Origin of the sequence: Paraburkholderia dilworthii (assembly GCF_000472525.1) — a bacterium.
GTDB lineage: Bacteria > Pseudomonadota > Gammaproteobacteria > Burkholderiales > Burkholderiaceae > Paraburkholderia > Paraburkholderia dilworthii.
This window is the reverse complement of sequence record NZ_AWZT01000022.1, coordinates 36577-49621: the sequence shown is the minus strand read 5'-3', so window position 1 is coordinate 49621 and position 13045 is coordinate 36577. Positions and strand designations below refer to the sequence as shown.

Genomic DNA, 13045 nt, shown 5'->3' with positions numbered 1-13045 from the left:
CCCCGACCGTATAGACGGCTGATGAAGGCGAAGCCATGCTTTCCCGGGGCACAAATGTGACTGTGTCCACAAAGGAATCATGGACAGAGTGACTGAATTCACCGAAATCAAAGGCGCCCGGAAGTATCGTCGGCGTACCGTGGACGAGAAGCGGCAGATCGTCGAAGAGACGTTATCCAGTGGACGTTCGGTGGCGGAGATTGCGCGCAGTCACGACCTGAATGCGAATCAGCTGTTCGACTGGCGCAAGCAGTATCTGGATGGGCGCCTTGGCGTGAACGGTCGCGAATGCGCGTTGCTGCCAGTCACCGTGGATGAGGCCGGTGACAGCGGCGTGGCCGAACCGGCAGCATGTGTGGCTCCGGTATCGATGCCCGGCAAGATACGTATCCAGTTGCCACGAGGCGAGATACACGTTGAAAGGAGCGTCGATCCCGACACGCTGCGCGTGGTGATCCAGTGCCTGAGCCGATGATTGATCCGCTCGCAAACACGCGCATCTGGGTTGCCGCCGGATTTACGGATATGCGCTGCGGCTTCGACGGCCTGGCCGCGAAGGTGCAGACCGTGCTGGCGAAAGATCCATTCTCTGGCCACATCTTCGTGTTCAGGGGCAAACGTGGCGACCTTATCAAGTGCCTGTACTGGCGCGACGGCGGCCTATGCCTGTTCGCCAAACGCCTGGAGCGCGGGCGCTTTGCGTGGCCTCGTGCTGACGGCGGTGTTGTTTCGCTGACCAGCGCTCAACTTGGCCTCCTACTCGAAGGTTTCGACTGGCGACAGCCCGTCGATGCAGCGCGCCCCTCCAGCGCTTTGTAAACGTATGTGACAACGCAGGCATGGCGCAATGCACGCGCGTAAACTGCGTGCATGGCATCCAGCGACGCTACCCTTCCGGACGATATCGAGGCCTTGAAGGCTCTCTTGATCGCGCGTGAGGCGGCGTTACGTGAGCACGAAGGCGAGCTCACGGGTCTGCGCGACACTGTAACGATGCTCCGGAAGACACTCTCCGACCGGGCGCTCGAGATCGAGCACCTGAAGCTGTGGATCGCGAAGCTGCAGCGCATGCAGTTCGGGCGCAAGTCAGAGAAGATTGATCGTCAGATCGAGCAACTCGAATTGCGTCTTGAAGATCTGCAGGTCGACGATGGCGCGGCAACGGTCGACACACCAACAAGGCCTCGCTCTGAGACCGGCAAGTCGACGGGGCGCAAGCCGCTTCCGCAACATCTCCACCGCGAAGACGTTGTACATCAGCCCGAGGACGCGTGCTGTCCGCAATGCGGTGGCGCGCTTGGCGACCTCGGCGAGGACGTTTCCGAGCAACTCGACTATGTACCGGGGCATTGGCGAGTGATTCGTCACCGCCGACTCAAGAAGGCCTGTACTTGTTGCGATTGCATTGTGCAGGCGGCTGCACCCAATCGGCCAATCGATCGCGGCATGCCCGGACCCGGGTTGCTCGCACATGTTCTGGTCGGCAAATTCTGTGACCACCTTCCCCTGTACCGACAGTCAGTGATCTATGCGCGAGACGGCGTGGAACTCAGCCGTTCGACACTTGCGGACTGGGTCGGCCAGTGCAGTGCGTTGCTCCGGCCACTGGTCGATGTCGTTCGCCGATACGTGATGGCCGCCTCGAAGATCCACGCGGATGACACCCCGGTACCGGTGCTCGAGCCCGGCAATGGCAAGACCCGTACCGCACGTCTCTGGACATACGTCCGGGATGACCGGCCGGCGGGCTCCAAGGACGCGCCAGCGGTCTGGTTCGCATACAGTCCTACAAGGGCTGGAGAATATCCGCAGGCCCATCTGAAGGACTTCAGCGGAACGTTGCAGGCCGATGCGTTCGCGGGGTACAACGCGATCTACGAAAGTGGTGATGTGCGGGAGGCTGCATGCATGGCGCACGCGCGTCGAAAATTCCACGATCTGTTCGTCGCGCGCAGAAACGAAGTCAACACTGAAGCGTTGCGCCGGATCGGCGAACTGTACGCAATTGAGACCGCAATTCGAGGCAAGCCACCGGACGAACGAAGACGTGTCAGGCAGGAGCAGGCGCGGCCGCTACTCGATGCCTTCGAGATGTGGCTGCGCTCGACATTGGCTACGGTGTCGCAAAAAGGCGATACCGCCAAAGCCATCAACTACGCTCTGAATCAGTGGGCAGCGCTCACGCTGTACATCGATGACGGTGCCGTGGAAATCGATAACAACGCAGCCGAACGCGCTTTACGTGCCGTCGCTCTCGGCAGAAAAAACTTCCTGCACTTCGGTTCCGACAGCGGCGGCGAACGTGGCGCCGCAATCTATACCCTCGTCGGCACTGCCAAACTGAACGGCCTTGATCCCGAGGCCTACCTGCGCCACGTCATCGCTCGCATCGCCGAGCATCCTGTCAATCGCGTCGACGAGTTGTTGCCATGGGTCGTCGCTGATCAGCTTCACCACGACGCCGCCTGAACTCAGCGCGCTGCGTTCAACTGTCCGATATCAACATGCTGTCAAGAACGGGCGTGGTCGGACGGTTACTGTTTTCGCGCTGTGACCGGATTAGCTCTCCGTCGTCACGACCAGACGTTCGGGTGCGAGCACACCCTCGCCCTGCTTTGCAACTCCCAGCAGACGGCCTTGCGCTGCGTAGACTCTCACGCGTGGCGCATTCACCGCTTCATCGTTCAGTACCAGCTCCGAAAGCTTCAAGCGCTGGCCGTGCAGGAAGCGGCGCGTCGCATCTTCGTCGAGATGCACCGAGGGGAACGTCGACAGCAACGCGTCGACCGGTTGCAACCACGCGTCGCGCTCGCTCTCCGTTGCGTCCGATAACGCGTCGAGCGTCACCGAATGCTCGAGCGTCAGTGCGCCGACACCGGTGCGCCGCAAGGCAACCAGATGTGCGCCGCAACCCAACGCCTCACCGATATCCTCCGCCAGCGTGCGCACATAGGTGCCCTTGCTGCACGTGACGCGGAACGTCACATCGGGCAGCGCGCAAGCGAGCAGTTTCAGAGCGAGAATCGTCACCTGACGCCCTTCCCGCTCGACTGTCTGACCTGCGCGCGCATATTCGTAGAGCGGCTTGCCGTCGCGCTTGAGCGCCGAGTACATCGGCGGCACCTGAACGATCTCGCCCAGAAACGCCGGCAAAGCGGCGAGAACCGCCGCTTCGTCGCACGTCACCGCGCGCGTGTCGACCGGCTCGCCTTCGGCGTCGCCAGTGGTCGTGCGAATGCCGAGGCGCATCGTGGCCTCGTAGGTCTTGTCGGCTTCGAGGAGGTCCTGCGAGAACTTGGTGGCTTCGCCGAAACACAGCGGCAGCAAGCCGGTGGCGAGTGGATCGAGCGTGCCGGTATGGCCCGCCTTTTTTGCCAGATAGAGACGCTTGGCGCGAATCAGTGCGTCGTTGCTCGACAGGCCGAGCGGCTTGTCCAGCAACAGCACGCCGTCGAGCGCGCGGCGCGGCACGCGGGGGCGTTGAGGTGCGGTCATGTCGGAAGACGGGTTTTCTATGGAATCCGGAACAGCATCGAGCGCGCTACGACCCGGCGGTTGCAGCGCGGCTCGTGTCGCGTGGGCCGACTGCGCTTAGTCAGTCGTCTTTCGCTCGATTCGCGTTCGCCTCGTCGATCAGACGCGACATTTCGACGGCGCGCTCGATCGTCTGGTCGTAATGGAAATGCAGCGTCGGCACCGTGTGAATATGCAGGCGTTTGAATAGCTGATTGTGCAGATGGCCGGCCGCATGCGTGAGCGCCGCGAGCGTCTGCTGCGGGTCGCCGGTCAATGTCGTGAAATAGACCTTTGCGTGCGCGTAGTCCGGCGTCAGTTCGACGCTTTGAATCGTGACGATGCCGATGCGCGGATCCTTGACCTCGCGCAGTAGCTCCGACAGATCGCGCTGGATCTGATCGGCGATCTGAACGTTGCGATTGGGTGAAGAACGTTTTTTAGGCATGGTGTTGTGTGATCCGATCTGACGGATGCAAAAAGGTCGCGGGCCGCGAGGTTCAAAAAGATCGCGGCATGCGCGCGGCGCGACGGCCGCGGGCGCGCGAAACGGCAGGCCCAAAAACAACGGGCGGAGCGGGCGTTGATGCCCGCTCCGCCCCTGGAACCGTGCCGCGTGAATTACAGCGTACGCGCGACTTCGGTGACCTCGAAGACTTCGAACTGATCGCCTTCGACGATGTCGTTGAAGTTCTTGATCGACATACCGCACTCGAAGCCCTGGCGGACTTCCTTCACGTCGTCCTTGAAGCGCTTGAGCGAATCGAGCTCGCCCGTAAAGATGACGACGTTGTTGCGCAGCACGCGCACCGACGACGAGCGCTTGACGAAACCGTCCGTGACCATACAGCCGGCCACCGCGCCGATTTTCGGCACCTTGAAGACCTGGCGCACTTCGACCGTGCCTGTGACGACTTCGCGCTTCTCCGGAGCCAGCATGCCCGACATCGCGGCCTTCACCTCATCCACTGCGTCATAGATGATGTTGTAGTAGCGAATGTCGACGCCGTTCGATTCCGCCAGCTTGCGAGCCTGTGCGTCCGCACGGGTGTTGAAGCCGATGATGACCGCCTTCGAAGCCGTTGCCAGGTTGACGTCGGACTCGCTGATACCGCCCACGGCGCCGTGCACGATCTGCACGCGCACTTCGTCGGTGGAAAGCTTGAGCAGCGACTGCACCAACGCCTCCTGCGAGCCCTGCACGTCGGCCTTGACGATGAGCGGCATGTACTGCACTTCGCCTTCGCCCATCTGCTCCAGCATGTTCTCGAGCTTCGCGGCCTGTTGCTTGGCCAGCTTGACGTCGCGGAACTTGCCTTGACGGAACAGCGCGACTTCGCGCGCCTTACGGTCGTCCGGCATGACGATGACTTCCTCGCCTGCTTGCGGGACTTCCGACAGACCCTGAATTTCTACCGGGATCGACGGGCCAGCGGACTTGGTCGGCTTGCCGGTTTCGTCCAGCATGGCTCGCACGCGACCGTAAGCGCTACCGGCCAGCACCACGTCGCCGCGGTTCAACGTACCCGACTGGACCAGGATCGTTGCAACCGGACCCTTACCCTTGTCGAGCTTCGCTTCGATAACGAGGCCCTTGGCCGGTGCTTCGATCGGCGCCTTCAATTCCAGCACTTCGGCTTGCAGCAGCACGTTTTCCAGCAGGTCGTCGATGCCCGCGCCGGTCTTTGCCGACACCGACACGAACGGCGAATCGCCACCGTATTCTTCCGGTACGACGCCTTCCGCGACGAGTTCCTGCTTCACGCGGTCCGGATTCGCATCCGGCTTGTCGATCTTGTTGATCGCGACGACGAGCGGCACGCCGCCTGCCTTCGCATGGGCGATCGCTTCCTTCGTTTGCGGCATGACGCCGTCGTCGGCTGCGACCACCAGAATGACGATGTCCGTTGCCTTCGCACCGCGGGCACGCATGGCCGTGAAGGCCTCGTGACCCGGCGTGTCGAGGAACGTGATCACGCCGCGCGGCGTTTCGACGTGGTAAGCGCCGATGTGCTGCGTAATGCCGCCCGCTTCGCCTGCTGCAACCTTCGCGCGGCGGATGTAGTCGAGCAGCGACGTCTTGCCGTGGTCGACGTGACCCATGACCGTGACGACCGGCGGACGCGGCAATGCCTCTGCGTCCGACACTTCGCCTTCGACGAGCATGGCTTCCGGATCGTCCAGCTTGGCCGCAACCGCGTGATGGCCCAGTTCCTCGACGATGATCATCGCCGTTTCCTGGTCCAGCATCTGGTTGATCGTGACCATCTGGCCGAGCTTCATCATCGACTTGATGACTTCCGACGCCTTCACCGCCATCTTGTGCGCCAGATCGGCGACGGTGATGGTTTCCGGCACGTGCACTTCACGCACGATCGGTTCGGTCGGCGCCTGGAACGTAGTGTTCTGGTCCTGATGCTTGCCGCGACCCTTCGGGCCGCCGCGCCAGCCGCGGTCGACGCCGCCGCTCGTATCGCCGCGCGTCTTGATACCGCGGCGTTTGGCTGCGTCGTCCTGCCAGCCGCCCTTGCCGCCCGGCTTCTTCTTGTCGCCGACGGAGGGCGTGGTCGTAGCAGCCGGAGCGGCCGCAGCCGGCTTCCGGGCTGCCGGACGCGCCGGAGCTTCGCCAGCCGGACGCGCCGGCTTGTGCAGCGTGCCCTTCGCTTCCGCGGCCTTGGCCGGCTCAGCGGGCTTCGGTGCCGGTTCCGGCGCCTTCACCTGCGCCTTGCGCGGCGTGTTCATCATTTCGCGAATCGCGCGCGCTTCGGCTTCAGCCGCCGCACGGCGCTTGGCGATTTCTTCCTGTTCGGCACGCGCCTTCTCGGCAGCCTGACGCGCAGCGTCTTCCGCCTTCTTTGCCGCTTCGCGTTGCGCCGCGCGTTCCGCTGCAGCGCGCTCGTCGTCCTGCTCGGTGTCTTTCGCGACCACCGGCTCTGCTGCCTTGGCAGGCGCCGTTTCAGCCTTCGCGACTTGGGGTGCCGGCTGGGCCTTCTCGCGAACTGCGGCCTCGGCCGCAGCACGCTTCTTCGCCGCGTCTTCTTCCGCGCGACGACGTTCGGCTTCCGCAGCCTGCTCGCGCGCCTGACGTTCGGCCTCTTCGCGTTCGAGTTGCTCCTGGCGAGCCTTCAGTTCCTGAGCCTGCTTCTCGAGCAGCTCGGCTTCGTGGCGAGCTTGCTCTTCACGGCGCTGGAGTTCGAGCTCGTCGACTTCGGCGGCCTCGACCACATGATTCGATGCATCTCCGCCATCAGCGGAGGTTTCGTCGCGGCGGACGAAGGTACGCTTCTTACGCACCTCGACCTGAATGGTGCGAGCTTTGCCCGTCGCATCGGACTGCTTGATCTCCGACGTATGCCGTTTCGTCAGCGTGATCTTGCGCTTGTCTGCATCAGTCGAGCCGTGAGACTTGCGCAAGTGGTCGAGCAGACGCGCCTTGTCCGTTTCGGACAAGGAGTCGGCTTCGCTCGCTTTTGTGACGCCTGCCGCCTGCAGCTGCTCGAGCAGCACGCCTGCAGGCATTTTCAGTTCCGCGGCAAATTGGGCTACGTTGTTACTCGCCATTCATTCCTCTTAATGCAAGGACCGATTCCTTGCGGTTAGCATCGGGTCATGCGGCCTGACGGCCGCGTTCAATTTAGTGCGCCATGGTCATTTCTCACTGGAACCAATGTTCACGTGCTTTCATGATCAACGCCTTAGCGGCATCCTCTTCCATTCCGGTCATTTCGACCAGTTCATCCACAGCCAGCTCGGCGAGTTCGTCGCGCGTCTGGATCTGATGTTCGGCCAGCTTCGCGAGCAGGTCGGCGTCCATGCCGTCCAGGCTCTTCAGGTCGAGCGCTACATTTTCGACCTTTTCTTCGTTCGCGATCGCCTGTGTCAACAACGCGTCGCGCGAGCGGTTACGCAGTTCGTGGACGGTGTCTTCGTCGAACGCTTCGATTTCGAGCATTTCGTTGAGCGGCACATAGGCAATCTCTTCGAGGCTCGTAAAGCCTTCGTCGATCAGGATGTCAGCGACTTCCTCGTCGACATCGAGACGCGCCATGAACAGGTCGCGCAGAACGCCGCGTTCCTGATTCTGCTTTTGCGCAGATTCGTCCGGCGTCATGATGTTGATCTGCCAGCCGGTGAGTTCGCTGGCAAGACGCACGTTCTGGCCGCTGCGGCCGATCGCGACCGCCAGTTCGTTTTCGTCCACGACGACGTCCATCGAATGCTTTTCTTCGTCGACGACGATCGATTGGACGGCTGCCGGCGCGAGCGCGCCGATCACGAACTGAGCGGGATCCTCCGACCATAGCACGATGTCGACGTTTTCGCCACCGAGCTCGTTACGCACCGCCTGCACGCGCGAACCGCGAATGCCAACGCAGGTGCCGATCGGATCGATACGCTTGTCATAAGCGACCACGCCGATTTTGGCGCGCACGCCGGGATCGCGCGCCGCCGCCTTGATTTCCAGCAGGCCCTGTTCGATTTCCGGCACTTCCATTTCGAACAGCTTCATCAGGAATTCGGGCGCCGTACGCGACAGTTCGATCTGCGGACCACGTGCGGTGCGATCAACCTTTGCAATATAGGCGCGCACGCGGTCGCCCACGCGCAGGTTTTCCTTCGGAATCAACTGATCGCGGCGCAGCAGTGCTTCGACCCGGCCGGTTTCGACGATGAAGTTGCCCTTGTCCAGACGCTTCACCGAGCCGGTCATGATGTGCTCGCCGCGCTCGAGGAAGTCGTTCAGAATCTGCTCGCGCTCGGCGTCGCGCACCTTCTGCAGGATCACCTGCTTGGCGGCCTGCGCGCCGATACGGCCGAATTCGATCGACGGCACCGGTTCTTCGATGTATTCGTCGAGCTGGATTTCGGGCTTCTGCTCGCGTGCTTCGAACAGCAGGATTTCCTGATCCGGTTCCTGCAGACCGGCTTCGTCCGGCACCACTTTCCAGCGGCGAAACGTTTCGTGCTCGCCGCTTTCACGGTCGATATGGACGCGAATATCCGCGTCTTCTTCGAAGAGTTTCTTGGAGGCCGAAGCGAGAGCCGCTTCGAGCGCGGCAAATACCACGTCTTTATCGACGTTCTTCTCGCGTGCCAGCGCATCCACCAGCATCAACACTTCGCGACTCATTGTTTGCGGCTCCTAAAGTCAACTTTCGGAACGAGGCGTGCTTTGTCCATGTCCGCGAGCGTGAAATCGAGCATCGCGGCGCCTTCCTTCCCTTCAAATTCCAGACCGATGGTCTCGCCTTGCGGAGCATGCAAAATACCCCGGTACGATTTCCGTCCGTCCAATGGCTTTTTCAATGTGATTACCACTTCGCTGCCTGCAAAGCGTTCAAAATCCGCCAGTTTTTTCAGCGGACGGTCGAGCCCCGGCGACGATACTTCGAGTCGCTCATAATCGATATTTTCGACCGTCAGTACGTGCTGGAGCTGACGCGTGACTTTCTCGCAGTCTTCGATCGCGATGCCGGCCGGCTGGTCGATATAAATACACAGCATGCCGCGCCCGGTGCGCTCGAGATCGACGAGCTCGTAGCCGAGTCCCACGACCGTGGTTTCAATCAGTTCCGTCAGTTGCACAGTGCCCTCTTAGATGTTCGCGCAGCGAGCCTGCCGCTTGTTCTGCAAACAACCAATGCGGGCCGCGCGCCTGGCCGGCGCACGTTCGTGCTACCCGAGATGACGAACCACGATGAACTTAGCGGCAAAAAAAAATGGGCTAAACGCCCATCATCTTATTACCGGTGGTCGCACCTGAGCCGCACATAAAAAGCCGCACGCCCAGCGACTTCGCGATTGTAGCCATTTTTCAGGACAAACGCAAACCGCAGAACGCCGCGCCAAGCGCATTTCCGCTTGATTTCATGGGAATCTTTGGACGATATGGCGGCGCTTCCCGGCTATTGCAAGGCGGGGGCAGAGTGACCTGCCCCTACTTCCGCCCGCGCAGCCTTCATATGTAGCTTGCCAACGCAAGGACGCCCGCCGACCGGCTCATGCCGGCGACCGTTGCGGCTCCTCGTTAGAACGTGGCTCGCAAGCGCTCGTCGTGCTTTAAACGCGATCCCTAAGCGCCATCATGCTAGCGATTATCGCCCGCGCGAACGGCCGCGAGGTGCGCCGCCGCCACGGTTCGCACCGCCGGGATTGGCGTTGCCGCCACCCGTGCGATTGCCACCGCCTGAATTCGGCCGATTGCCACCCGGCGCACGATTGCCGCCGCCCGGATTGGGGCCGTTGCCGCCGGCACGCTTACCGCCATCCGCCGCGCGATTGGCGCCACCGGAAGGCGCGCGATTGCCGTCGACGTCACGGCCACCGCGCGGACCACCCGCGCCGCCGCCCGCGCCACCAAAGCCGCCCGCGCCACGGCCAGCGCCTCGATTGCCGTAACCGCCTCCAAAGCCCGTCCCCGCGCCGGCACCGCCGCCAAACCCGCCGCCCGCCGCACCGCGCCGGCCTTGGCCGCGCGGCTGCTGTTCGAAGCGGCTATGCGACATGAGCACCGGTTCGCGGCTGATGAAGCCCATCGACGTCTGCATCGGATCGGGCTGCTTGCGCTCCGGCGCGGAGCCGCGGCTGCCGCGCTCCTCGCTCGGCGCTTTGAGTCCCACCGAGGCCATCAGCGCGCGCACCTGGTTGTCTTCGAGTTCTTCCCAACGGCCGCGCTTGAGGCCCTTCGGCAGCGAAATCGGGCCGTGACGCGTGCGGATCAGGCGGCTGACCATCAGGCCAGCGGCTTCGAACATCCGGCGCACTTCGCGATTACGCCCTTCCGCGAGCGCGACGTGATACCAGTGATTGGTGCCCTCGCCGCCGCCGTCGCGGATACGCAGGAAGTTCGCCGGACCGTCCTCCAGTTCGACGCCGTGCAGCAGCTTCTGACGCATGCCTTCTGCCAGCTCGCCGACGACCCGCACCGCATATTCACGCTCGACGCTGTAGCGCGGATGCATGAAGCGGTTCGCCAGATCGCCGGAGGTGGTCAGCATCAGCAGACCTTCGGTATTGAAGTCGAGGCGGCCGACCGCGAGCCACTTGGCGGTTTTCATCGGCGGCAGCTTGTCGAACACCGACGGACGCCCTTCCGGATCGGCATGACTCACGATTTCGCCGGTCGGTTTGTGATACAGCAACACGCGCGGCGGCTTGTTGGCGAGCTTGCGCTTGACCGGCTTGCCGTTGATGCGCACCTGGTCGGTCGGCATGATGCGCTGGCCGATGTGAGCCGGCTCACCGTTCACCGACACACGGCCGGCGACAATCAACTCTTCCATATCGCGGCGCGAACCCATGCCGGCTTCAGCCAGCACCTTGTGAAGCTTCGGCGCGTCGTCGTCGGCGGCAAGCACGCGCTTGGGCGCGGCCGGCTTGCCTCGGCGCAGCATCGGTGCGCGCACGCCGCCCGTCGTGCTGTTGTCGGCGTCGAAGGCAGGCGACGTGACATACGAGAACAGGTCGTCCTGAGTCGCGTCGGCCCCTGCCGTGGCCGCCGGCACTTCGCCGCCGCGGCGATTCTGGCGCTGAGCGCCTGCGCGCGGCTGACGTTCCCGCTGGCCTTCGCGACCAGCGGCTTCACGTGGGCCGCCCTCGCGCGGCGCGCCTTCGCGTGCTGCGCCTTCGCGCTTTTGGCCGCCCGCATTGCGTCGCGGCCCTTGCCCCTTCGCACCCCCCTCTTTACGCGGTATGCGCACCTTCGCCACCACTTCGCCGTCCGGCGGAGCTTCGGCGACAGCAGGCGCTGCCTGTCCGGGCGCGCCTTCCGCCGCCTTCGTCTTGGCGCCGGCGCGGCGCCGGGCAATCAGGCTGCGCGGTCCGCGACGCAGGCCGCGGCGCGGACGGTCCTCGCCGTCTGCTTCCGTGGTCTGCGCCGGGCGCTCGCTGTCGCCTGCCGACGCTTGCGTGGTGCGCGTTTCGTCAGCGCGCGCCGACGGCACGGCGCGCTCGGATTCGGACGAATCGGTGTCGTGGGTATGTGTCAAAACAACCTCAAAATGTCAGGTCGCGCGCGCCCGTTGCGGGCGCGGCAAAAAAAGTTCGGTTACGTCAGGCGCTGCGCGACTCGGGTTCGTCGTCGGTCAGAATGCCTGCGTCCTGTGCAGCATCGCGACGATCTTCGTGATCGCCGCGCGCCGCCGTGGTCGGGTTCGGTTCGGCGGCGTGCTCCGTATCGCGGAGTACGCCCGAACCGTGCGCGGGTATTGCCAGATCGGCCTGGGAGGCCGGATCTTGATTCACTTCGGGCTGCGCGGCGCCGGACAGCGGTGCAACGTTTGGCGCTTCCGTGTGCGTCTGCGAAGCCGCCCCGTCTGGTTCATCTGCCGCTTCCGGCGCTGACTGGAATTCGGGCGCGACGTGTTCAGCAGTCTCGGGACTGCCGACGCTCTCAATGCTACCGGGGTTATCGGTGCTCTCAGCCACCGCTTCCACCGGTTCAGCAGCGTCGCGCTGCACACCCTCGACATGCTGCACTTCACGCCCTTCAGTCTGTTGCGCAGCGATTTCTGTTCCTGCCACCCGTTGCGCGCCGCTTGTTGCTTCTGCGCCGGCTATCTCCGGCTGTTCAGGCGCGTCGCCCGGGTTCACTTCATTCGACGCAAGTACCTGCGCGGCTTCGGCGTCGGAAAACTCGATTGCGTGTTGTCCGAGTAGATCCGCGTTCAATTGCGCCGACGGGTCGGCGAGCGGCGGCAGTTCGTCCAGCGCCCGCAAACCGAGGTCGTCGAGAAACTGCCGCGTGGTCGCATACAGCGCCGGACGTCCCGGCACGTCCCGATGCCCGATGACCTCGATCCAGCCGCGATCCTCGAGCTGCTTCACGACTTGCGTGTTCACGGTCACACCGCGAATCTCCTCGATGTCGCCGCGCGTAACCGGTTGCCTATATGCAATGATCGCGAGCGTTTCGAGCACCGCGCGCGAGTATTTCGGCGGTTTCTCGGGATGCAGACGATCCAGATACGAGCGCATCGCGGGCTTGCTTTGAAACCGCCAGCCCGACGCCAGCCCGACCAACTCCACACCGCGCCCCGACCAATCGTGTTTCAGGTCTTCGAGCAGAGTCCTAACGGTGTCTGCCGACACGCCGTCGGCAAAGAGCTTGCGCAAATCGCCGAGTTTTAACGGCTCCTGCGCACAGATCAAGGCTGTCTCGAGGACGATCTTCGCCTCTTGGGTATTCATGCAGCTAGGTCAGACCCTGTGGTCAAAGAACCGGATCAAACAGACGATGTGGAACTGAAGACGCGCTCGCCCGATTCTGATCGGTCATATTGATGGGAGCACGCACCGGGGGGAGGCGAAACAGACTATCGAGCCAAACCCAGCCGGACGGAGCAGCGATATTCCGGACAGGAATCGCGTGACTGAGCGCCATATTACGCAAAAACAATCGGTGCGTAAAGCTGAACCCCCGGACAAAATGCCCGGCGCATTGCCGCGTAACACCTGGGCCGACGGCCGCCTACAGAATGCAAGCGCATTTGTCAGATCCGCGCTTGTCGCCCAGGTTCCCTCGCGCACCCAC

General features: G+C 63.1%; 10 protein-coding genes. 3 read left to right on the top strand and 7 right to left on the bottom strand.

What is annotated here, in order from left to right:
* Positions 1-79: 79 nt before the first annotated feature.
* From tnpA to tnpC, 3 genes are read left to right on the top strand one after another with little or no spacing between them, the layout of a single operon-like run.
* Positions 80-475: an IS66-like element accessory protein TnpA gene (gene tnpA / locus F759_RS0119535; protein ID WP_027801366.1), complete on the top strand. Its 396-nt coding sequence runs from the start codon at positions 80-82 to the stop codon at positions 473-475.
* Positions 472-819 (top strand): IS66 family insertion sequence element accessory protein TnpB, encoded by a 348-nt coding sequence (gene tnpB, locus F759_RS0119530; protein WP_027801365.1) that lies wholly within the window; start codon positions 472-474, stop codon positions 817-819. The genes tnpA and tnpB overlap by 4 nt, the downstream gene beginning before the upstream one ends.
* Positions 820-870: 51 nt before the next feature.
* Complete coding sequence (tnpC, locus tag F759_RS0119525; RefSeq protein ID WP_027801364.1) at positions 871-2469, top strand: IS66 family transposase; 1599 nt, start codon at positions 871-873, stop codon at positions 2467-2469.
* Between the two features lie 90 nt (positions 2470-2559).
* Here tnpC and truB read toward each other — a convergent pair whose 3' ends face one another.
* The 7 genes from truB to scpB all read right to left on the bottom strand — a co-directional run bounded on the left by truB (position 2560) and on the right by scpB (position 12702).
* Positions 2560-3495, bottom strand: coding sequence for a tRNA pseudouridine(55) synthase TruB (gene truB / locus F759_RS0119520; protein WP_027801363.1), 936 nt, complete (start codon positions 3493-3495; stop codon positions 2560-2562).
* A 100-nt stretch (positions 3496-3595) separates the two neighbouring features.
* Positions 3596-3961, bottom strand: a complete 366-nt coding sequence (rbfA, locus tag F759_RS0119515) for a 30S ribosome-binding factor RbfA (protein WP_027777275.1) — start codon at positions 3959-3961, stop codon at positions 3596-3598.
* Positions 3962-4134: 173 nt separating this feature from the next.
* Positions 4135-7074 (bottom strand): translation initiation factor IF-2, encoded by a 2940-nt coding sequence (gene infB / locus F759_RS0119510; protein WP_027801362.1) that lies wholly within the window; start codon positions 7072-7074, stop codon positions 4135-4137.
* Positions 7075-7168: 94 nt separating this feature from the next.
* Positions 7169-8644: a transcription termination factor NusA gene (nusA, locus tag F759_RS0119505; protein ID WP_027801361.1), complete on the bottom strand. Its 1476-nt coding sequence runs from the start codon at positions 8642-8644 to the stop codon at positions 7169-7171.
* Entirely contained in the window at positions 8641-9099 is a 459-nt protein-coding gene (gene rimP / locus F759_RS0119500) for a ribosome maturation factor RimP (RefSeq protein ID WP_007182297.1), read from the bottom strand. The genes nusA and rimP overlap by 4 nt, the downstream gene beginning before the upstream one ends.
* Positions 9100-9608: 509 nt before the next feature.
* Positions 9609-11501 (bottom strand): 23S rRNA pseudouridine(2605) synthase RluB, encoded by a 1893-nt coding sequence (gene rluB, locus F759_RS0119495; RefSeq protein ID WP_027801360.1) that lies wholly within the window; start codon positions 11499-11501, stop codon positions 9609-9611.
* A 64-nt stretch (positions 11502-11565) separates the two neighbouring features.
* Positions 11566-12702 (bottom strand): SMC-Scp complex subunit ScpB, encoded by a 1137-nt coding sequence (gene scpB / locus F759_RS0119490; RefSeq protein WP_027801359.1) that lies wholly within the window; start codon positions 12700-12702, stop codon positions 11566-11568.
* Between the last annotated feature and the right edge of the window lie 343 nt (positions 12703-13045).

Bases quoted from the DNA above. Each gene is read 5' to 3' on its own strand.
- tnpA (WP_027801366.1), top strand. From the start codon at position 80: ATGGACAGAGTGACTGAATTCACCGAAATCAAAGGCGCCCGGAAGTAT.
- tnpB (WP_027801365.1), top strand. From the start codon at position 472: ATGATTGATCCGCTCGCAAACACGCGCATCTGGGTTGCCGCCGGATTT.
- tnpC (WP_027801364.1), top strand. From the start codon at position 871: ATGGCATCCAGCGACGCTACCCTTCCGGACGATATCGAGGCCTTGAAG.
- truB (WP_027801363.1), bottom strand. From the start codon at position 3,495: ATGACCGCACCTCAACGCCCCCGCGTGCCGCGCCGCGCGCTCGACGGC.
- rbfA (WP_027777275.1), bottom strand. From the start codon at position 3,961: ATGCCTAAAAAACGTTCTTCACCCAATCGCAACGTTCAGATCGCCGAT.
- infB (WP_027801362.1), bottom strand. From the start codon at position 7,074: ATGGCGAGTAACAACGTAGCCCAATTTGCCGCGGAACTGAAAATGCCT.
- nusA (WP_027801361.1), bottom strand. From the start codon at position 8,644: ATGAGTCGCGAAGTGTTGATGCTGGTGGATGCGCTGGCACGCGAGAAG.
- scpB (WP_027801359.1), bottom strand. From the start codon at position 12,702: ATGAATACCCAAGAGGCGAAGATCGTCCTCGAGACAGCCTTGATCTGT.